The organism is Thalassoglobus neptunius, assembly GCF_007859735.1.
Classification (GTDB): Bacteria; Planctomycetota; Planctomycetia; order Planctomycetales; family Planctomycetaceae; genus Thalassoglobus; species Thalassoglobus neptunius.
Genome location: NZ_SIHI01000011.1, coordinates 36695 through 56592, shown reverse-complemented (window position 1 = coordinate 56592; position 19898 = coordinate 36695). Strand labels below are relative to the sequence as shown.

The 19898-nt window shown below is 52.2% G+C and carries 21 protein-coding genes; 11 read left to right on the top strand and 10 right to left on the bottom strand.

The window, feature by feature from the left end:
* Positions 1-3: 3 nt before the first annotated feature.
* The 5 genes from KOR42_RS16120 to KOR42_RS16100 all read right to left on the bottom strand — a co-directional run bounded on the left by KOR42_RS16120 (position 4) and on the right by KOR42_RS16100 (position 2115).
* A complete protein-coding gene (locus KOR42_RS16120; RefSeq protein ID WP_197441259.1) occupies positions 4-402 on the bottom strand; it encodes a helix-turn-helix domain-containing protein in 399 nt (132 codons plus the stop codon).
* Positions 403-534: 132 nt separating this feature from the next.
* Entirely contained in the window at positions 535-906 is a 372-nt protein-coding gene (locus KOR42_RS16115; RefSeq protein ID WP_146510871.1) for a hypothetical protein, read from the bottom strand.
* Positions 893-1147, bottom strand: coding sequence for a hypothetical protein (locus KOR42_RS16110; RefSeq protein ID WP_146510870.1), 255 nt, complete (start codon positions 1145-1147; stop codon positions 893-895). Before KOR42_RS16110 ends, KOR42_RS16115 begins: the two co-directional genes overlap by 14 nt.
* Entirely contained in the window at positions 1147-1341 is a 195-nt protein-coding gene (locus tag KOR42_RS16105) for a hypothetical protein (RefSeq protein WP_146510869.1), read from the bottom strand. The genes KOR42_RS16110 and KOR42_RS16105 overlap by 1 nt, the downstream gene beginning before the upstream one ends.
* A gap of 129 nt (positions 1342-1470) precedes the next feature.
* Complete coding sequence (locus KOR42_RS16100) at positions 1471-2115, bottom strand: hypothetical protein (RefSeq protein WP_231740963.1); 645 nt, start codon at positions 2113-2115, stop codon at positions 1471-1473.
* Between the two features lie 167 nt (positions 2116-2282).
* Here KOR42_RS16100 and KOR42_RS27420 point away from each other — a divergent pair, with 167 nt between their 5' ends.
* Complete coding sequence (locus KOR42_RS27420) at positions 2283-2438, top strand: hypothetical protein (protein ID WP_231740962.1); 156 nt, start codon at positions 2283-2285, stop codon at positions 2436-2438.
* A 2-nt stretch (positions 2439-2440) separates the two neighbouring features.
* On the top strand, positions 2441-3322 hold the full coding sequence (locus KOR42_RS16095) for an ArdC family protein (protein ID WP_146510867.1): 882 nt from the start codon (positions 2441-2443) through the stop codon (positions 3320-3322).
* A 109-nt stretch (positions 3323-3431) separates the two neighbouring features.
* Here the strand turns inward: KOR42_RS16095 and KOR42_RS27415 are convergent, their stop codons facing one another.
* Both KOR42_RS27415 and KOR42_RS16085 read right to left on the bottom strand, forming a co-directional pair.
* Positions 3432-3872 (bottom strand): hypothetical protein, encoded by a 441-nt coding sequence (locus tag KOR42_RS27415; RefSeq protein ID WP_231740961.1) that lies wholly within the window; start codon positions 3870-3872, stop codon positions 3432-3434.
* 86 nt (positions 3873-3958) lie between these two features.
* A complete protein-coding gene (locus tag KOR42_RS16085) occupies positions 3959-5251 on the bottom strand; it encodes a type IV secretory system conjugative DNA transfer family protein (protein WP_231740960.1) in 1293 nt (430 codons plus the stop codon).
* A 342-nt stretch (positions 5252-5593) separates the two neighbouring features.
* On the opposite strand from KOR42_RS16085, the gene KOR42_RS26740 reads away from it, so the two are divergent.
* The 7 genes from KOR42_RS26740 (at position 5594) to KOR42_RS16060 (ending at position 14598) form a co-directional block, all read left to right on the top strand.
* Positions 5594-5839 (top strand): hypothetical protein, encoded by a 246-nt coding sequence (locus KOR42_RS26740; protein ID WP_231740959.1) that lies wholly within the window; start codon positions 5594-5596, stop codon positions 5837-5839.
* Between the two features lie 289 nt (positions 5840-6128).
* Entirely contained in the window at positions 6129-6329 is a 201-nt protein-coding gene (locus KOR42_RS27410; protein WP_231740958.1) for a hypothetical protein, read from the top strand.
* Between the two features lie 733 nt (positions 6330-7062).
* Positions 7063-8748: an efflux RND transporter periplasmic adaptor subunit gene (locus tag KOR42_RS16080; RefSeq protein WP_146510864.1), complete on the top strand. Its 1686-nt coding sequence runs from the start codon at positions 7063-7065 to the stop codon at positions 8746-8748.
* Positions 8749-8772: 24 nt separating this feature from the next.
* The gene (locus KOR42_RS16075; RefSeq protein WP_146510863.1) at positions 8773-11988 is read left to right on the top strand and encodes an efflux RND transporter permease subunit; all 3216 of its coding nucleotides are present in this window, start codon (positions 8773-8775) and stop codon (positions 11986-11988) included.
* Positions 11989-12020: 32 nt separating this feature from the next.
* Complete coding sequence (locus KOR42_RS16070) at positions 12021-12404, top strand: RND transporter (protein ID WP_146510862.1); 384 nt, start codon at positions 12021-12023, stop codon at positions 12402-12404.
* A gap of 5 nt (positions 12405-12409) precedes the next feature.
* Positions 12410-13006 (top strand): cation transporter, encoded by a 597-nt coding sequence (locus KOR42_RS16065; protein ID WP_146510861.1) that lies wholly within the window; start codon positions 12410-12412, stop codon positions 13004-13006.
* Between the two features lie 257 nt (positions 13007-13263).
* On the top strand, positions 13264-14598 hold the full coding sequence (locus tag KOR42_RS16060) for a TolC family protein (protein WP_231740966.1): 1335 nt from the start codon (positions 13264-13266) through the stop codon (positions 14596-14598).
* Here KOR42_RS16060 and KOR42_RS16055 read toward each other — a convergent pair.
* The gene (locus KOR42_RS16055) at positions 14582-15481 is read right to left on the bottom strand and encodes a replication-relaxation family protein (RefSeq protein WP_146510859.1); all 900 of its coding nucleotides are present in this window, start codon (positions 15479-15481) and stop codon (positions 14582-14584) included. The genes KOR42_RS16060 and KOR42_RS16055 overlap by 17 nt on opposite strands.
* 69 nt (positions 15482-15550) lie before the next feature.
* Between KOR42_RS16055 and KOR42_RS16050 the strand changes: the two genes are divergently transcribed.
* Together KOR42_RS16050 and KOR42_RS26735 are read left to right on the top strand one after the other, a co-directional pair.
* Positions 15551-16711 carry a toprim domain-containing protein gene (locus KOR42_RS16050; RefSeq protein WP_146510904.1) on the top strand — a complete coding sequence of 387 codons (1161 nt, stop codon included), beginning with the start codon at positions 15551-15553 and terminating at the stop codon, positions 16709-16711.
* Between the two features lie 237 nt (positions 16712-16948).
* A complete protein-coding gene (locus KOR42_RS26735; RefSeq protein ID WP_197441253.1) occupies positions 16949-17104 on the top strand; it encodes a hypothetical protein in 156 nt (51 codons plus the stop codon).
* A 156-nt stretch (positions 17105-17260) separates the two neighbouring features.
* Here KOR42_RS26735 and KOR42_RS16045 read toward each other — a convergent pair whose 3' ends face one another.
* Together KOR42_RS16045 and KOR42_RS16040 are read right to left on the bottom strand one after the other, a co-directional pair.
* Positions 17261-18658, bottom strand: coding sequence for a hypothetical protein (locus KOR42_RS16045; protein ID WP_231740957.1), 1398 nt, complete (start codon positions 18656-18658; stop codon positions 17261-17263).
* Positions 18658-19314 carry a hypothetical protein gene (locus tag KOR42_RS16040; RefSeq protein ID WP_146510857.1) on the bottom strand — a complete coding sequence of 219 codons (657 nt, stop codon included), beginning with the start codon at positions 19312-19314 and terminating at the stop codon, positions 18658-18660. Before KOR42_RS16040 ends, KOR42_RS16045 begins: the two co-directional genes overlap by 1 nt.
* Positions 19315-19898 lie beyond the last annotated feature (584 nt).

Below are 19898 nucleotides of genomic sequence, written 5' to 3'. Positions count from 1 at the left end.
TTTTCAAGCAACGGCTTTGCGACGCGACTTCGGTTTACGCTGAGTACGCGACCCTGACGAAGTGGGACTCGATCCCGACAGGGCACTCCGCAGCCGCTCCCACCCTTTTGACTTTAGACGCGATGCGAGCAATGCACGTACAAACGATCTTGATTCGCCATCGGCGAGTAAGTCGTTAAGCGGTGGTGGCACGACTCCACTCAAGTACAGATATTCCAATTCGTCGCGCTGAAGTGCTTTCGCGAGTGCCGTCACGATCTCCGGTGAGACGCCACTTCCAGAACGGCCCGTTTCAATTTTAGTAATGTACGAAAAGCTGATGCCTGACAATTCCGCAACCTCGCGAACCGTCAGTCCAGCTTCCCTCCGATCGCTTCGGAGGCGTTCTGCGAACTCGTTCATCCATGTCTCCCACGATAATGTCTGTCGAAGTAAGAGATTTACCATTTTGTGCACTGCTGGTCAACAAGACCCGGTTTCATTGTCGTTTGAAAATGCCCCGGATTCCGTGAATCCGGGGTGTTGCCTGCTAATTCAGGCACAATGACCGCAACGGCCATGTTCTTCGGCGGTCTCGATTGTGGCGGAAACCTTTCGAGCCCATTCGTTGTCGTCGTCATTTCCATTGAGCGTTTCACGGATGAATTGAAGCGACTTTTTGTAATCACACCAACCGAACGTGATCGTCTCGATCTGAAGAATGTCGCCTTTGGTCAGTCCAATGCGACAGACGGCATACTCTTGGGCACCATCTTCCGAGGTGGAGTCATTCAGCCAGACATATCGCGGATGATCCGTGATCTGGAATGCCTGGCAGCAACACCACGTCGCTTCGCTCAGATTCTTAGCGAGTTCCTCTGCGGAACTCACTTCGGAAACCGACCAGACTCGATCAGCGTGAAGCATTGGCACCCTCCTTTGCGCAGCGTTCGATGACTTGACGACACGTCGCCACGCAAATGGCGCGTGACACGTCAGCGTCAAGTTGACAGGTGAAGTGCATTGTCGTTGTGCCAATCGTTGGCTGGGGTGAGAAGCCTCCTTTGTCCAGCCATTCAAGCAACGCAACCGCATGTTCCGATGCGTCGAGCCATTGCTTCGTCGCGTAGGCAAAGAGCATGTCGTCCCAACATTGAGCAGAATCCATTACAGTTCCTCCCCAAACTCAACCATCGCTTCCGGCCAATACTTGATGCCTCCATCATTGAATGCATCCGGCTCGACCGTGTAGCCGTCGCCGCATTCCGTGCACTCAACATCGAGCGTCGCGTCATCGGCTCCGCAGAGTTCCAGTTGGCCGTCGCAGCTTCGGCAACGCCCGTCTTCAAGTTCTACAAGCATGTCTGTACTCCAAATCCAGTGAATGAACACAACCGCAAATGCGGGCTTTGACACATTTGTCAAAGCATGGTCAGACTGCCTGTGTTCTTGCGTATGCGCAAGAATTTGGTGGAGTTTCTAAGTCACCAATTAGTTGCCGAAATCGAAGCGAAGCTGCCGCTCCTTCAGCGGCAAATCTGCATAAAGCACCTTGCCGCGTGACGCTCGCCAGAATTCTTTGGCTGTCAGGCCAAGTCGGTCAGCAATCTCGTTCTCGATTTCTGGTGTGAGATTGTTGTCGCGGAAGATTTCCCAGCAGTGGCGTCTGTAATTTGCTGCACCAACGAGCTTGCGTAGCTTTCGCCCCAGCAGCTCTTTCATGAGTTTGCGTTGCTCGAAGCGTCGGTTGTAGATGCTGTTTTCGCGATACCGATAAGTGACGCGTTCAGCGAAGAACCAATCATCCTGTTCAAGTGGAAGTATCTGTGGGCCTTCGCCCCAATGTTTCGATTTGGTTGCGGCAAGGCACTCCCCTATTCCGCCGAACGCAATTGCCTGTTCAAACTCGACGCGAACGACCGGTTCACTCCGCAGTTTAACTTCGTCCCAAAGAGGAAGCTCTTCGTCTGCCAGATAGTCCTGCACGCACTCGTTGGCGAAGCATCGCTCAACGAGCAACCTTGCAATACTGGCTGCTTTTTCGGCTCGACGTCGAAAGTCTGTATCCGATTCGCCGGTGTAACGGACTGAACGTTCCAACTGATCTATAAGAAGTCGATGAATAGCTTGCGCCAATTTTTCGTTCGTGGCAACATTCTTCGCCTATGGCATCCTCACCTTCACTCAAACCACAGGAAATCCCGTTCGACGATCCAGATTCCACGAACATGTTCCAGCCTAGACCAGAAAAGCCGTTAGTGGCAACTCCTGCTGCGATTGAACTGTACTCGCATGAAACAATAGTGAACTGCTTTCGCGTTCTGAGGCAACTCGCCGGCAAACAGAACGGTCTCGACTACCTGCAAGTGTTTGAGAGTGATACTGCACCAGAGAATTTGTGGTTCATTGAAGACGGTGAGGGCGGAGCAATCACGGCACTGCTTCCTTCCGACTATTAAAATTGGCGAAACAGAAGCCAGATAAGACGGCAGAACTCTCAGAGAAAATCGACCAGAGCCTCGAAACGCTGGGGAACGAACTTGATGCCGGTAAGAGTGAGCAACTGGTTAAGTACCTCCAAGTCCTTTCACGATTCCATCGCTATAGCTTCGGCAACGTCATGCTAATCGCTATGCAGCGTCCAGACGCAACGCAAGTTGCAGGCTTTCATGCGTGGAAGAAACTCGGGCGGAGCGTGAAAAAAGGAGAACGTGGGATCAAGATTCTTGCACCCGTCATGCGAAAGAAGGCTGACGACGATGATGACGTAGAAGACGAGAATGAGCGACGATTGGTCGCCTTTCGTACGGCTCATGTTTTTGACGTTTCGCAAACGGATGGAGATGATCTTCCAGAATTCGCACGCATAGCAGGTGATCCGGGGATCTACATTCAAAGCGTACGCGATCAAATATCAGAAGCTGGAATTAGCTTGGAAACCGACTTCATCGAAGGCGGAGCGTCAGGCGTTTCACGTGGCGGGGCGATCACCGTTCAACCGGGGCTTGGGTCAGCGGAAGAGTTCTCGGTTCTTGTCCATGAGTTTGCACACGAATTGCTTCATCGTGGCGAACGACGAAAGGAAACGACAAAGAGGATTCGAGAAACTGAGGCGGAAGCTGTTGCCTTTACCGTTTGCAACGGAATCGGTCTGGAGACAGGATCGGCATCCAGCGACTACATTCAACTTTACAACGGATCGAATGAAACGCTGCTGGAATCGCTACACCATATTCGTGACTGTGCAGCTCGCATTCTGGGCAAACTATTGAATGACAATATTGAAGAGATGTCCGAAAGAGCGGAAAGGCCCAAGCCGCCTCAGCAACGAACTCTGTTCTAGTGAGTCAGTTCCGTATTGGCGATCTGCACTTGCACTGTTCCGGTGAAATAGTTCCTTGGTGAAATCTTCTCGCCTCAATCAGATTGTGCCCTCTGGCTGTTTAGCGTCATTAGAATAGTTCGCCGGGCTCCGGCAACTCGCAAGTCGTTTCAATTGACTGCTCCGGTCCGTTCCGCTGAGCTCGTGCTAATCGATCGGTCTCGACCTTCTGTAAGTCATCTTGTTGAACGGTTATTGTTTCGCCACTGGGAGTCAACTGCACAATCGCTCTATTCAGACCGTCATTGAGTTCGACGATTTCAGCGAACGCGAATTCACCGCCGAGATCGAATTCAACGGCGTCACCCTCGTTGAACAATGTCACTTCAGGATGTTGAGGAGTAACCGGTTCAGTTGACTGAGAATGAATGACTACACGGCCATTCCGAACAGCCCATTGAAAGTCGGTCCTGATTTCATCGAGAACGTTGCGAACAATTTGAAGCTCGTCCGCGATACGTTCTAGCGCAGGAACAACTTCGGATTCAGCCTCTGTAGACGATTCATTCACCAACATCTGCGAGCGTGCCACAGCATGGGAATGCTGTCAACAATTTGGGCACTTCTAATTGGACGAGGGCTTTATGCCGCTCGCTTCTAGGCCGGTTGTTTCTGATCGGGCACGCCAAATCGCTGACGTGACACTTTGCGAATCAAGTCCGCTCGTTGTCGATTCTGGCGTGGTGGCGACAGTGTTGTCATCGAAAACGTGTGCGGCGCCCCATTCACCAATTGCCGAATGTATCCATGATACTTTGGGATATTCATTAGATCGTCAGTGGCCAGTCTGTTGCCCAGAAGCTCCGCAAGAACTTCCGCGTCACGAGGTCCGACGGTCATGCAAAGGGTCGATCCACAATTACCGAGAACTCCGGCAAGCGTTGCTGAATCAAGTTGCTCAAGCATCTGTGTCGAGAGCACGTAACTGGTACGGTACTTCCGTGATTCCGCCAATGCATCTGCCATCGTCGTGTTGCCATCCGACAAGTACGAATGAAACTCATCTACAAGGACTGTGCAGTCTGGGCGTTCGTCCTCTGCGACATCCGCACGGCTCATCGCTGCGATTTGAAGACTGGACAACAGTAACGATCCGAGAAGAGTCGAGGCGTCATGCCCGACCTGCCCCTTGGACAGGTTGCACAAGAGTATCTTGGACTGGTCCATGACCTCGCGAAGCTGAATCCCCTTTCGATCGCCATCGAAGATCCGTTGGAGGCGTTCGTTGGTAGTGAACGCTCCCAGTTTGTTCTGCAGGCTAGCGATGTATTGTGTTCGATCTCGCTCGTTCCACTGGCCGAATTCAGATAGCCAGAACTCACGAACCGCTTTATTCGTTACGTTGGCGATAGCTGACTTGCGAAAGTTCGCATCGACCAACAACCGTTGCACATTGGCTAAGGATGCGTGACGCGTCCCAATCAAAGTCAGCAGGGTGTTGCGAAATATATGCAACAACCTCGGTGCAGATCCTTCATCAAAGCCAAAGACATTTTTGAAAGACGTAAGAACGCCATCGGCAACCAGAGTGTGGTCGGCTCCGATCGGGCCAACCATCGGGTTGAAACCGACAACAACTGAGTCATCGGATGCGTCGAAGTAGATCACATCGTTCGTGCGATTCTTGGGAACCGTACTCAGAACGTCATCAACCAGTTCTCCGTGAGGGTCGATAAGAATTATTCCTCTGTTCGATTCGACCTGTTGGCTAACAACGTTCAGCAGGAAAGTCGATTTCCCGCAGCCCGTTTTTCCGATTGCGAGCATGTGTCTTCGCAGATCATCTTCATCAATAGCGAATTGATTCTTCTGCTGTCGAAACTTGACCCGCCCCAGCACGGTTCCTTTATTTGAGGTGAGGAATACTGGTGGTTCTAATTCTCGAAACATTGGCCTTTCGACACGCGACACCGCGTCTCCTGACTCGGTGACCGGATGCCAAAGTGTTGCAACTTCTCGGGGAGAAAGCAGGAATGCACGTTTGTCACGCTCTCTTTGAGCAGGCTTGAAACGGTGAATTTTGACGGTTGCATTTGTAAACCGCCCAAAAGCGCCAGCCATTTCAATGAGCCTGCGTTCTGCCAGTTGCTTCTGTCCGATCGGTACGTTGACAAAAACAGTCAGACGACATTGAAACAACTTCAAATCAGTCTTGGCTGAGCTTTCTAAGGGCAGAGCATCTCTGGCTACGAAGCGAAAGAGTATAGCGGCAAGAACACGGTAAAGAGCAAGATGATGTGTCGCCCATCGCAGATATGTACTTTGAAGGGAATCGACTACGAAACGGTGATGGAACCGTCGCAAGACTCGCTCTGCGGCGGCGACTCTCCGCCGGGTTGCGGGTTGTATAGTCAGTCGAATCGCTGGAACGACCCGCCCCGCACGTCCCGACTTGAGAATGGACAAAAGACCGGACACTGGATCAGCCAACGAGCGATTGTCTGTTTCGTCAACGAACTGGTCAAACGTCAGAAGTGAGAGGACATCGGGACTTACTCTCAACTCCGTGTTCCAGCATTCCTGTTCAGTGGTGTGGTCATCCCTTTCGCTCTCTGGTTCTACGGTGCAACCGGGATACACATCCTGCAACTCCTGCAGAAAAGACCGCTCGCATTCATCTGGCAGGTCTACCAAGAACGTAACTTCACCTTTGTCGGATTTCAGCCAAAGGGAAATTGAAAGAGAGGATGGTATTGCACCGTGAATTGATGCCAGCACCGAGAGCATTCCAATCGGCCCTCTTGAACTGCCAGTGGGTGGAAGGATTTTGAATTGCATTGCAATTGAGTTTACCCGCCCCCGCGATGACTTCATGGACGGAAGCGGGCCCGTCGTGTCCTCTTACGCAGATGGCGTTCCGTTGTCCCAAGACGTCCGAAGTTGTTCGATTCGGTTCCCTCAGCCGTACTGGTACGACGCCACCGCAGCCGATATCGCTGAAGGATGTCAGGCGAGAGACAGCGGATGATCGCTCGATCACGATCCATGCCATTCCAACGATAGGACTGCCAAACGGGAAGGCAGAGTATCATGGCAGGTGTACGAAAGTCACATAAGTCGGTGATGATTTCATGGGCACTGTTGATGCGGCAGCCTTTTGAATCGGCTGGAAATGCTCAAGAAACATTGACAAATAGCGGGAATATGCCGATACTTTATTTTGAAGATTTCTGCTGAATGAGGAAAATTGTGTTTCGACTGTCCCTACATTTTGCCCTCTGTCTACTCGTGCTGGCTTGCCCAGCTATGGGTGGATCGTGCTGTGGCGACTTGGGATGCGAATCATCGGTTTGTGTTACCGTGGATCATTGCGATTGCGGTCACGATGACTGCGACAGCCAATCTCCCTCTCCACATTCGCCCGCTCCCTGCCACGATTGCTTCTGCACTGGAGCGTTGCCGCCTTCGATGTCAGATGTGTCATTCCAGTTTGACACTATCGAGGCGTTCCAGCTTGTTCCCGATTGTTTGCTGCACCAACCGGAATGTAGCAACGAATGGACGGAACATGATGAACCGTCAGGCGTTAAGCTGGCTGGACAGACGATGCTGCGCGCGTATTGCGCTTTCTTGCTGTAGCGATTGCTTGCTTCGCTCGCTTCCGTTTGAACTCACTTGAGTGCTTTGCTGCGCCTTGTGTCTTCATCGGTATTCCGCGAGTGAACCGTGTTAAAGCAATTCGTTTCACCAAGGACGTCGCTATGTCTCAGACACTTCAACAGCCGTCAACGCTGCCGCCCCCATCCAATTCACCTTCATCAACGGTCTCACCAGAATCGCCATTGCCGCGAGAGGTGGATGAGCCGGAAACCGTAACGCTACCGTCGCGTGTTCGTGCGGTATTCGCCACCATCATTGGTTGGATTCCGTCGGTCGTTGTCATCGTTGGACTCGGCGGGTTGGCATGGTATGGCCACCACAACGATTGGAAGCTTCCAAGTGCCCAGTCGCTGACGGGCGAATCGGTCGCTGCCACTGGACCAGCGTGGTGCGAGAGTCACGGCGTCCCAGAGAAAGACTGCATCGTATGTACGCCCGGACTGATTGAAAATTCTGCGAAACTGACGTTTTGTAATCAGCACGGAGTTCATGGTTGCCCGCTCTGCAACCCGGAACTTGCAGAGACCAAATCAACATACACTGCTACTGAAAATGAGCTTAAACGCGTCGAAAATGCTTTGGCTCTGCAACGTCGCAAAGAAAACTCGCCGGTCAGTTCGTCGCCCGGAACGCGGATTCAGTTCGCTTCATTGGATGCAATAGAAAAAGCTGGCGTAGATGTTGAGCCTGTCGTCCGTGACCGTGTCGTTGAATCGATCGATGCTGCTGGTGAGATACGATACGACGAAACGAAATCGGCATTGGTGTCGCCGCAAGCAGACGGTGTTGTTCGCAAAATTTTCGTCAACATTGGTGATTGGGTTGATGCTGGCGACGTACTTATGTTGCTCGATTCCAGCGAAGCGGGTCGACTCAAGACGCAACTGGTCGCAGCAATCTCCGACGAACAACTGAGTCACAAGACCGTTGAACGAATTCGTCCATTGGCTGGCGGGGCCGTGGCAGGAAAGCGGTTACTGGAAAGTGAAGCCGAACTTTTACAGGCTGCTGCTGACGTTGACCGCATCGCGGGGCTTTTGGCGAATCTAGGCATCCGCATCGACGTTGATCGCATCCGAAAGCTGGACGGTAAACAACTCGATGACGCCATAAAGCAATCCAGCTTGAAAGGCATAAAGCGTGAGGCCCTGCCAAGCGATGTGAATTTAAGCAACCTGATTGTCGTGTCGGCTCCATTGGCTGGTCAGATTGTCAGTCGCAGCACGACGATTGGTGAAGTCGTCGACCGTGGAAGCGAGATCTTTCGTATTGTCGACACGCGTACCGTCTGGCTTGACCTACGTGTTCCGGCAGAAGATGCATCGCTTGTCAGCATTGGACAAAAGACTCTATTTCGTCCAGATGGGGCAAGCGAGTTGCATGAAGGGACAGTCAGTTGGATCAGCACCGAAACCGATACACAGACGCGGACGGTACGTGTCCGTGCTGAGCTTGCCAACGATGACCAGCGACTGAGACACGAAACTTTTGGTCGCGGAGAAGTCGTGTTGCGAGATGATTCCGAAGCGATTCTGGTTCCAGAATCTGCTGTTCAATGGGACGGCACGGGGTATCTGGTTTTCGTTCGTGATGCCCGGTTCTTTGAAGAAGATCGCCCAAAGTTCTTCGTCGCTCGATCAGTCAGACCGGGAGTCGAGTCAGAGGGCATGGTTGAAATACTGGCCGGTGTTGTTCCAGGCGAAGTCGTGGCGTCCAGTGGTGGTGATGTGTTGCGGGCACAATTGCTCCGCAGCAACTTGGGTGCAGGATGCACCTGTGGTCACTAACCCACTTGAAAAGGAATTCACGCCATGCTTACCCGTCTAATAGAACTATCTCTGCGCCATCGATTCGCCGTACTGATCGGTGTCGTCGTACTGTTTGCCACAGGTGGCTACGCGTTAAGTCAACTGGACATTGACGCGTTTCCTGACACGACGCCCGTGATGGTGCAGGTCAATACCGTGGCTCCGGCATTGGGACCGGAAGAAATAGAACGGCAGATCACCTATCCCGTTGAACAATCACTCAGCGGCCTTCCGGCGATAGACAACGTTCGTTCGGTCTCGAAGTTCGGCTTCTCTCAGGTTGTTGTCACATTCGAGGACGGTACAGACATTTACTTCGCTCGACAGGTCGTCGGCGAGCGACTTTCCGCTGTTGAACTACCCGAAGGCGTTGCTCGTCCACGCATGGGGCCAGTCGCAACGGGGCTAGGCGAAGTGTATCACTACGTCTTAACGCATCCGGGGGTTGATTATTCCAGGCTACCTGAAGCAGAGCGTGTGCGACTGCTGACTGAATTGCGAACAACTCATGATTGGGTTGTCGCTCCCCAACTGAGAACTGTTCCCGGTACCGCTGAAGTGAATAGCTGGGGAGGTTACGAAAAACAATATCAAGTTCGAGTCGACCCAACTCAACTTGTGTCTCGCGGATTGACCTTCGACGAAGTCATACAGGCCCTACGAGAAAACAACCGCAACGTTGGAGGCGGCAACATCAACCGCAGTGGAGAAATGTTGCTCGTGCAAGGGCTTGGCCGCACAACAACGATGAAGGAAATTGGCGACATTGTGGTCAAAGCTGTCGATGGCGTACCGGTACGCATCAACGACGTTGCGAAGGTTGAAGTTGGACACGAGATTCGTCGTGGTGCTGTCACTGCCGATGGTCGCGGCGAGGCAGTGATGGGGCTGGGCTTCATGTTGATGGGCGAAAATACTCATCACTACACCAGTTCTCTGAAAGACAAGCTGGTCGACATCCGGACTAATTTGCCACCGGGCGTCGAACTGGTCACCATGTATGATCGCACCGAGCTTGTCGATTCGGTGATTGATACCGTCCGCAAGAATCTGTTTGAAGGCGGGCTGCTGGTTATTGCCGTATTGTTTCTTTTTCTCGGCAATTTGCGAGCCGGTTTAATCGTCGCAATGGCGATCCCGCTGTCGATGCTGTTTGCGTTCACGGGCATGTGGCGATTCGGTATCTCTGCCAGCTTGCTAAGCCTTGGAGCATTAGACTTCGGTTTGGTGGTCGACAGTTCTGTCGTGATGATTGAGAACTGCGTGCGGCATTTGTCGGCAGCCAATCCGCTAAATCGAACACGATTGCAACGCATTCGAGACGCGGCTGTCGAAGTTCGCGGACCGACGATGTTTGGCGAACTAATCATCATGATCGTCTATCTGCCGATCCTGACTCTCGAAGGTATTGAGGGGAAGATGTTTCGGCCAATGGCGCTGACCGTCGTGTTCGCTCTGGCTGGCTCGATGGTATTGTCCATGACACTCATGCCAGTTGTGGCCAGCCTTTTGTTGCCAAAAAAAATGAGCCACAAAGAGCCACTGCTGATCCGAATCCTCAAACGTATTTATCGTCCCGTATTGCACTTCACTATGCACCAGAAGCTGGCCGTGATTGGATTTGCTGGAGGCGTCTTGTTTGTCGCGTTCGGGATGGTCGCACCGAATCTTGGCACTGAGTTCATGCCACAACTCTCGGAAGGAGCGGTTGCGATCAATGTTGTGCGGCTAGCTGGAACCGAACTCGATGAGTCGATGCGGTTCAATACACAGATGGAAAAAGCGTTAATCGAAGAGTTCCCGGATGAGGTGTCACATGTCTGGAGCCGAATCGGTTCGGCGGAGATTGCTACCGACCCAATGGGCCTCGAACTGACAGATGTGTTCATCACACTAAAGCCCCGAAATGAATGGAAGAAGGCGTCGACACAGGCACAGTTGACGACACTGTTTGAAGAAGCGTTGCGTGACCTGCCCGGTCAGCGACTGGCATACACGCAGCCGATTAAGCTGAGATTGGATGAGCTCGGAACAGGTGAACGATCCGACATCGCTGTGAAGTTGTATGGTGACGATCTCGACACGATGGTTGCCAAAGCAGCTGAAATCGAACGCGTGCTGCTGGAGGTACCCGGATCGGCGGATGTCGGTGCGACACAAGTCACCGGGCAGCCAATGTTGCAGATAAAAATCAAGCAAGATGAAATCGCTCGCTATGGAATTCCCGCGTCTACGGTGCTTGATGTTATTGAAGCGATTGGCAGCCGCCCGGTAGGTGATATTTTCGAGGGGCAACTTCGCTTTCCACTAACGGTCCGCTTACCGGACAAACACCGGGCCGATCCTGAGAGCATCAAAGCCATCCCAATTACGACTCCAAGAGGCGAGCAAATTCCGCTGGGACGCCTGGCTGATGTTCGCGTGACAGATGGCCCTTCTCAGATTGCTCGTGAGTGGGGGCAAAGGCGTGTGACCGTATCTGTGAATGTTCGTGGTCGCGACGTTGGAAGTTTTGTCGCCGAAGCGGAACAGAGAATCAATGACGAAGTGACGATGCCATCGTCAAGATACTATGTTGAGATCGGCGGTCAGTTTGAGCATATGGTCCGAGCGAGACAACGCTTGATGATCGTCGTTCCAGTGGCCTTGGTCCTGATTTTTTCGTTGCTGTACGCGACCTACGGTAACGTGATTGACACGGTTCGCGTCTTCACCGGAATACCGTTTGCGTGGACCGGTGGGATCTTTGCACTGTGGTTGCGAGACATGCCGTTCTCGATTTCCGCAGCCGTTGGATTCGTTGCTTTGTCTGGAGTCGCGGTACTGGACGACATGCTTCTTGTGTCCACTATTCACCAACTCAGGCAACGTGGACGCAATCTGGAAAAGGCTGTTGAAGAAGCGGCACTTACACGACTTCGTCCAGTGCTGATGACAACGTTGGTTGCAGCACTTGGATTTGTACCAATGGCGTTTAGCACAGGGATGGGAGCTGAAGTTCAACGGCCACTGGCCACGGTGGTTATTGGCGGCGTCCTTAGTGCAATGATTATGTCACTGCTGGTGCTGCGTGTGCTTTACATGGTGTTCCAGCGGCCAGTCAATCGGCACGACGACCCGGAGAGTGAAATTTACGAATCAGAAGAGATTGATCGCGAGTCTGCGAACGATCAATCCGTTTCTCGGCTTCCGCATGGTGCTGACGCCGTCGCAGAGTAGAAGTTTTAAGTTCCTCACAAGGAGAATTGAGAATGCGTTTCAAACAATCGAATTGGTTTTTAGTACTGCTGACAGTCCCCGTTCTGTCTTTAGTCCTGTTCACAGCAAGCGGGTGCAATTCTGGTACGGATACAGCAACGTCACCAGATTCGCACGCGGGTGAAAACGACGAAACGGTGGCGTCCACTGACCACGACCATAGCGGGTGGTGGTGCAACGAACATGGCGTGCCTGAAGATGAGTGTGCGTTGTGCAAAACATCACTGATTGCGGAATTCAAAGAAAAGGGAGACTGGTGCGAAGAACATAATCGACCGGACTCGCAGTGCTTCGAGTGTCACCCGGAGAACTTCGAGAAGTTCGCTGCTCGCTATGAAGCCAAATATGGCGAGCAACCGCCAAAGCCGACCGAGTAGTCGATATGACCGATTGCGGATGCGAACTTGAAGCCGAGAACGACGAGCAGCGGAAAACGCTGCGCGTTGTTTTGGCGATCAACGCAGCCATGTTCTTAATCGAAGTTGTCACGGGGATCTTAGCTGGTTCGACTGGTCTGATCGCCGATTCACTCGACATGCTGGCTGACGCCAGTGTGTATGCGATCAGTCTATTCGCTGTTGGAAGAACAGTCGGAATTCGTCGAAAAGCTGCAACAATCAGCGGCGCTTTACAACTCGCACTTGGCATTGGCGTACTCGTTGAATCGTATCGGCGATTTGTTGGTGGTGGCGAGCCGATCGGTGTTGCCATGATAGGCATGGGCAGCGTTGCACTCATCGCCAATACGATTTGCCTGAAGCTGATTTCAAAGCACAAAGGTGGCGATGTGAATTTCAGAGCGTCGTACATTTTTTCGGCCAACGACGTTATCGCGAACATCGGTGTGATCATATCGGGCCTGCTTGTCCTTTGGCTTGGTTCGCAAATTCCTGACCTATCGATTGGCGTCATCATCGCAATGATCGTCGTTTGGGGCGGAGTGAGGATTCTGAAAGACGCACGCAATGAACGCGAATAATCGTCACAACCCGCATCGCCCCAACTAATGCAAGCGAAAGAATTGCTAAACGCAGAATAACATCGGCGATCCTACCGATAAGGAGAAAAGGCATGATGCCTACAGTTATACAAGGCCCGTTGAAGGAGTATTCAGTGGCAAGGTCGCGAACTACCGAATCACGTCGGTTATCCAGTGTCGTTCTCGCACTGTCGGTATCGATGCTGCTCGCGACTGGCTGTGCTTCACGTGGCAATACCAGTCGACAGGCATTGAAGATGACACCGCCTTCGTCCGTAGCCGTCGATGCTGAGGAACCGAAGTCTCCAGTTCGTACGGTCGCGTATCAGGAAAGCTCTCACCGAACAGATGACGAGTCCTCATCACCTATATTCAAGCCCGTGATCGTTGCTCCGGTTGAAAATATAGACGGGCGGGATGCACAACAATCATCGAGCGGCATCAGTCTCGGTGAACTCGAAGCGATGGCACTTGCTTCGCATCCAGCCATTCGTCGCCAACGTTCACTGATTCAGGCCCAACGTGGTGATTGGCAGCAGGCAGGGCTTCCATTTAACCCGGTCGCTCAATATCAATCAGAAGAAATAGGCAACGAGTCAGCTAGCGGATTGCACAGCCTTCAGCTTAGTCAGAAATGGGTAACCGCAAACAAGCTGACCTTGGCACAAAATGTTCAGGCTGCCGAAGTATCTCGCCAGCAGGCCGAGGCGTTGGTCGCAGAGTTGCAGATACTGACGGAAGTGCGTTCCGCTTTCGCAACAGCATTGGTTGCACAGGAGCGTGTCCGGCAAACAAGTGAATTGCTGATCGTTGCGAAACAGTCAGTTGAGTCTGTTGAGAAAATGCTGGAAGCCCAAGAGGTTTCGCGAATTGCATTGTTGCAAGCTCAAACCGCCTTGGATCAGGTACAGCTTGCCGCTGAAAATGCTGATACCAGACTTTCAATGGCGCGGCGGAGGCTCACCGCCGCAGTTGGCACGGATTCGTTGAGAATCGAGCATTTGGCCGGGCAGTTACCGACTGATTTACCAGAGGAACCTTGGAGTCTTCTGCTCTCCGAAATCACAGCTACAAGCCCTGAACTGGCACGTGCCGGTTCGGATCTTGACCGTGCACGCCGATCACTACAACTTGCGTGCGCTCAGGTGGTGCCCAACGTCACTACTCAACTCGGCGTTGGATATGACGGTGGAACAGACAATACGTTTGCAATGGTCGGTGTGAGCGTGCCGATTCCAATTTGGAATCGCAACGAAGGAAATATCAATCGAGCGAGGGCAGAGATATCGGCTGCCAGTAATAATATCCAACGTTTGCAACTCGACTTGGAACAGCGTCTCGCAGACGCCACAGGTCGCTACCGAATCGCTCGCCAGCGTGTCCATAAGCTGCAAGAGTCGATCATTCCTCGTGCCGAAAAGACATTGGAGTTTTCAAGACAAGCGTTTACAGCCGGTGAAACCAGCTTCTTGGAACTGCTGACGGTGCAACGCACGCTGTCACAGACGCGACTCAGCCGACTAGACGCGATTGAACAGGCCCAGACTGCGGCATCCGAAATTGACGGTATGCTTGTTAGCCTCTCAAACTGATCGCTTCACATTTAATCTCTTCTCCTCGGCTGTCGACTGGCTGTGGCGGGCGACGTGAAGTGATTGGAAGCAGTGTTCGCTTCAGGCCGCGATGGTCGACGAAAACAGGTTTCTCGAACGGGTCATGTTGATCCAGCGTTGGCAAATCACAGGCAAGAAAAACCGTACGTTGCGGGTTTTGCATCACCAGTGCGGCAAGATCAAGAATACGTTTAGTGCGTTCGGAACTCCGTGTTGTCACAAATAGCACCAAATATCGTTGTCGATCACTCGACGCGAACTGTGACTGGTGAGCGTCATAGCCACGAAGCTTTCGTTCGATTGATTCAACGTCTTTCGCTGTTCTGATTCGTTCAGTACCGTTGTCTAGTTCAACCACGAAGTTGAATTCCTGCCCGTCTCTCGTGACAAGCTGAAATGCACAATCAGGAAAGAGCGTGAAGCCGTTTGCCACCAGCTTGACACTGTTTTCGCGAGCAAAATGCCGGACGCGAGTTCCTTCTCGCTGCCCTGTCGTAATCAATCGAACAACCAATTCGGCAAGACAAAAAGTGTGGTGATGATGGCCGGGGCGGATTTCCTCGAAGTACCGTCGTCGCGGCAAAACCGCATCGAAACCATACAGCATTCGATAACCGTCTCGACTGAGTTTGAAATACTTCGGAGACTGACCTTCGGATGCGATCGAATATCGCCATGATTTGAGTAGTCCTGCGTTTGCCAATGCACGAAGCCTTCGCCGAAGGTTGCTTTCATCGTTGAAAGGAGCGGCAAACGATAAACTGAGTCGGCAGAGTTGACCGACTGTCAGCGGGCAACGATCGAGGGCCATCAGCAGTTCGATATCTCTCGGCCCGATATTCGCTCGGTTTCTTTTTGGCATGGAATCTAATCAAGTGTAGCATGATTCCCTCTTACTTCCCCTTGCATGAAACACCGAAACTCAGGCTACATGAAAGACGTTGACGAACTGATCGAAGAGACCTCAGTCGATCAGATCCTGAATCACTATGGTAAGCCGCTTTCCAAAGCGGGTTCTGCAGAGCATCGCATGGAGTGCGTGTTCAACGAAGAATGTGCCGACAACCAATACGGAAACTTGACTGTAAAACTGAACGATGCTGTCAATCGAATCTACTGCCACTCGTGCGGGGTTCGCGGCAACCTGTTGACACTTCTTCACGGTTTAGAACGTCACGAACCGCCAACGGGCGGACGACTTCGCGGCGATGAATTTAAGTCGGCTGTCGCCAAGTTGCGAGAGATTTCCGGTGCAACCGATACGGTGCCGCAAGTGGGGACAACAACCGTTCGACCAACTCAATCCCCTGCTCCCAAGCCGGTGAACACTCCACTTGTTCGTCACGAAAAAGAAGCCGCTCAAAAGATTGCGGACTTATACAACGATCTCGTGACGGATGTTGCTGACATGAGTCCAAAGGCTGCTGAATATGTGCGGCATCGACGTTGGATGACTCCTGAGTTACTTGAGAAATGGGGCGTGGGATGGATTCCCGGCAATGGACGGTCACTGTTCCGTAAAGGGTATCTCGTCTACACCCATCGCAATGAGCGAAGCGAAGTCGTCAGCTACTCTGGCCGCGATCTTTCCTTTGAGGAGAAATGGGCAAAGTGGATTCGCGAAGGTCGCCCCGACGGCAAGCGACCAGGCAAACACCGGTTCGTACAGGGCTTTCACAAAGGATTGGAATTATACGGTGGTCACGCCGGTCGCCTCGAAGAGCCATACGTTCGTGAATCGCTTGCGAAGCGTGGACTCGTTGTCGCCGAAGGCATGAACGAAGTGCTAAGAATGGAAACGCTTGGCGTTGCTGCTGTCGGCCTTGGTAGCAACAAGGCGACAGATGCTCAAGTTGAGAAGTTGATACGATTCGCTCGCCAAGCTGGTCACGACCGCATCGTGCTGATGCCTGATTGTGACGAAGAAGGCGAAGCCGCATTCAAAGAGTTGCTTTGGCAACTCAGCGAAGCGTCGATTGATGTGAAGCTAGGTTGCAGTAGCAATATGCACGAGGGGAAGTTCGCAGGGCGACAGCCCGAAGATTTCACGGATGATGAGTGGAACGAAATCGACTTAACAATTCAGCGATAGCTGCGACGAAAGTTCAGCGGTGTCTGCGGCGGATTTAATGGCACCTACCAGACGTTTTTAGACGGCTGAGGTGACCTAATGCCATCAGCAATCGAATGCGGCTCACAGAAGCTTCAGCGACCGCCGAGGTGGACAGTGAGGCGGTGCCGATCGGCGGTAGCCGATTAGTGGAGCGTCTCCGACGTTGGCGAAGAGGAGTGCGGCGACGCGTCGAGGGTGCAGGCGAGGCACGAGCCAATGGCCGCGACCGGCGGAGATGAAGCAGTTGCTCCGCCAACGTCGTCGAAAGCTCCGCCGGTCGCGGGCAAAGCCCGTCGACGCGGAGCCCTCATCGAGGCGAACATTCTCGGCTTGTCCGAGCGAAGAATGGGTTCGATTGCATCGACCCGTTGACCGACCTGATGACCGACCCGCTCACGAGTCAACTTTTAGATCACACAAAAGGGCAGAGATTTCTTTCTTTGAGGTGAACTGATTCGCTTGTCGATCAGTGTTGTTCCACTGCTGTGTGTCGCATGTTCAATGCTGCGACCTCCGGTCGCTTTCGAGTTAGGTTTCCGACACGAGAATTTTCGGTAGTTGCCTATCTTTGGCGATTACTTCTAGCACTTGAATGTGCGGTGTCGAAGTGGCCGGAGTTTGACGCCGGATAAGGTCTGCAATGCGATGACTGGTTTCAGCATCGACGGCCTGCTTGATCCAACGTTCGCGGTCCTGCGAAGACGCACCGTCCCAGACCTGTTGGAGGCGTCTTTTTCGGTGCCGCCGTTTTGCTTTCGACTCGGAAACGCGAGCATCTTCCAGTTGGAGGATTCGATCGCGTTCGGTATCCCGCTTACGTTGGGTAACAACTTTCTCTCGTTGCTTGATTGCTATTGGCTTTTCCCAATCTTCTTCGATTGCTTTCCGTAACATACCGACTCGACTGTCGCGGGGGTTGCGGTGGTCAAGCCAGTTAATCTGGCGTTCGATTACTCCGAGTCCCCTCTTTGAGGCCAGTTCAGTAGCAGTGCGACGATCGAATCCCGCATCGATCAGTTTTTCTTTCGCCAATTTGACAGCAGTATCCTGCTGTTTGTCGTTGTCTTTAAGTAGTGTCTTTCTATTGCTGGTCTTTTTGAACCGCTTTATTGCTGGCTTTTCTGAACCGTTGCTGCTGGTCTTTTTGAACCGATTTCCTGTTGGTCTTTTTGAACCGCTCTCATTGGAAGCGTTGTTCGGAAGCCATTTCACAGAATACTGTGCGGGTTCACGATCTTTTGAATCAGCAGCAAATCGACCTTGCTGAATGCAGGTGATATATCCCGTTCCCTCTGCCTGCTGGATTGCCTGTGCGAGAATACGACCTTCACTGAGATTGGCATACCGTCCGATGTAAGCATGCGAAAGTGGAGCTGAGGTCCGACGCCCTCCAAATTGATTCTGATATCCAATCGTGTGGCGGATTACTGTACCAACGACTTTGGCTACGGCACGTGATTCGTGGCGGACAATCAGGTCAAAAAACTGGTTGGGAACCGGAGTTCGATGACCCTCACCGCAATAAAAACCTGCGAAGTTGACCACGTTCTTGTGGTATTCGCCTGAGTCATCCCACCGCAAAGAATAAGATGCGGATTGCCCCCGAGTTCCTTTCGAGCAAGCAACTCCCCTACTTTGGCGTTGTAGAAAGTTGAGTCTGCAAGCGTCGTCCAGTGCTGGTCCGATCGCTCCCTTACTAACACCAGCCTGCTTTACTAAATCTCGATGGCTGACAAAGATTTCCTGTTGAATTGGATTTCCTTGCGAATCAAGCCACCCAAGTGTTTGCCGAATGACGTAGGCAACAATTCTTGTCACTCCGCGAGAGCAATTCGGAAGACAAACGTCGAGGAACTGATTCGGGCAATAAATATAGTTTGCCGACAGAGGTTCAAAGCCTGTGAATTCCTCCTGGCGATTTCTCATTAAGCAGAACGGAACTTGCTGAGAAACTTATGAAACGTCGGCAAGTATTGGCGAGTGATACTCCCCTTCTTTGAATTTGCTGTCAAGTTCTGTGGTGAATCAACGACATTGTGATCGCCTTGAGCACCGCTTCTCAATTTTGCAGTGCTGTCGGCGGCATCACCAACACTCTCAAAGAACCCTCGTAGCTTGTCGATCTCTCCCCTTCGGTTCTCCAACTCATTCTGCAAGAACGTTTTGTCGTCCTCCAATCGGTGAATCGTCTTATCCTGAGTCGCGATTTGCTGCTCCGCTAGATCGAGCTGATGTCGAAGCTCAAAGCTTGCCTCGCTTGAAGTTTGCACGCTGTCGTTGGACTTTGATGGCTCAGCCTCTTCTAGAGTGTCCGGGCTTTGCCAGTAGCCCGATTCGAGAAACTTCAATTCGATATACCAACGAGGCTGCCTTGATTGCAGTTCATGTAGCCGAGCCTTCGTTGCTTCTTCTCCAGCTAACTCGGAGCCGTCATTCAATCCAACGCGAAAATGGCTGAGGAACTCGGAGTCCTTTCGCTCAAATGCTAGATCGACATCGCGGATGAATGATGCTTTGGAGCGGTTGAACTTGCGCTGGGCACTGGCTCGTGTAATGAAGCCGGATATCTTCGGGTGAGGCATACAAGTTGGGGGAGTGACCGTTGCAGACTGCCTGTGTCATGCGACGGTGTCAAGAACATCTCGCAACGGTTGCAGCCCATTCGATAGGTTCCAGACAGGCTCAATTGATACGGAAATGCGACGGTTGCAGGAGCGAAGCAACCGTCAACATGAAACGGTCATTGACGGCAATTCATTAGGTACTCACGGTAGATTGATGGCACCTAGACGGTGCAGCAAAGGTCGCTTAAACGTCTGTGCAACGTTTAAGCAGCGGGTCTGTTACGGTTCCGAAACAGTGAATGAAACGGTTGTATGAAACGGTATTGCATCATCCATTTCGGCGGTTGCTATACGGTCCCACGATTTGACTGCACTAGGTGCTGCTGCATTGCTGTCGATTATTCCTGCGGCTGCGCAAGGGGGATTCAATCCACGTTTAGGCTCTGATTGTCATCACGGGTTTTCTGTGAATCGATTGCTGAACTGCTGTCGGAGCCATGTCATGCCGAAAAAGAAATCGTCAAAAAATGAGAACCCACGATCATCCCGGCGTCGTCGGAAGCCTGCACCCGTTCCAGTCATCCTGAAGCTGCATCAGCAAC

Excerpts from the sequence above, each read along its gene's own strand:
- KOR42_RS26740 (WP_231740959.1), top strand. The coding sequence starts at position 5,594 with ATGATGTGTCGCCCATCGCAGATATGTACTTTGAAGGGAATCGACTAC.
- KOR42_RS16040 (WP_146510857.1), bottom strand. The coding sequence starts at position 19,314 with ATGCCTCACCCGAAGATATCCGGCTTCATTACACGAGCCAGTGCCCAG.
- KOR42_RS16055 (WP_146510859.1), bottom strand. The coding sequence starts at position 15,481 with ATGCCAAAAAGAAACCGAGCGAATATCGGGCCGAGAGATATCGAACTG.
- KOR42_RS16075 (WP_146510863.1), top strand. The coding sequence starts at position 8,773 with ATGCTTACCCGTCTAATAGAACTATCTCTGCGCCATCGATTCGCCGTA.
- KOR42_RS16065 (WP_146510861.1), top strand. The coding sequence starts at position 12,410 with ATGACCGATTGCGGATGCGAACTTGAAGCCGAGAACGACGAGCAGCGG.
- KOR42_RS16045 (WP_231740957.1), bottom strand. The coding sequence starts at position 18,658 with ATGAGAAATCGCCAGGAGGAATTCACAGGCTTTGAACCTCTGTCGGCA.
- KOR42_RS26735 (WP_197441253.1), top strand. The coding sequence starts at position 16,949 with ATGGCCGCGACCGGCGGAGATGAAGCAGTTGCTCCGCCAACGTCGTCG.
- KOR42_RS16070 (WP_146510862.1), top strand. The coding sequence starts at position 12,021 with ATGCGTTTCAAACAATCGAATTGGTTTTTAGTACTGCTGACAGTCCCC.
- KOR42_RS16120 (WP_197441259.1), bottom strand. The coding sequence starts at position 402 with ATGAACGAGTTCGCAGAACGCCTCCGAAGCGATCGGAGGGAAGCTGGA.
- KOR42_RS16060 (WP_231740966.1), top strand. The coding sequence starts at position 13,264 with ATGACACCGCCTTCGTCCGTAGCCGTCGATGCTGAGGAACCGAAGTCT.
- KOR42_RS16115 (WP_146510871.1), bottom strand. The coding sequence starts at position 906 with ATGCTTCACGCTGATCGAGTCTGGTCGGTTTCCGAAGTGAGTTCCGCA.
- KOR42_RS16085 (WP_231740960.1), bottom strand. The coding sequence starts at position 5,251 with ATGTTTCGAGAATTAGAACCACCAGTATTCCTCACCTCAAATAAAGGA.
- KOR42_RS16050 (WP_146510904.1), top strand. The coding sequence starts at position 15,551 with ATGAAAGACGTTGACGAACTGATCGAAGAGACCTCAGTCGATCAGATC.
- KOR42_RS16105 (WP_146510869.1), bottom strand. The coding sequence starts at position 1,341 with ATGCTTGTAGAACTTGAAGACGGGCGTTGCCGAAGCTGCGACGGCCAA.
- KOR42_RS16080 (WP_146510864.1), top strand. The coding sequence starts at position 7,063 with ATGTCTCAGACACTTCAACAGCCGTCAACGCTGCCGCCCCCATCCAAT.
- KOR42_RS16110 (WP_146510870.1), bottom strand. The coding sequence starts at position 1,147 with ATGGATTCTGCTCAATGTTGGGACGACATGCTCTTTGCCTACGCGACG.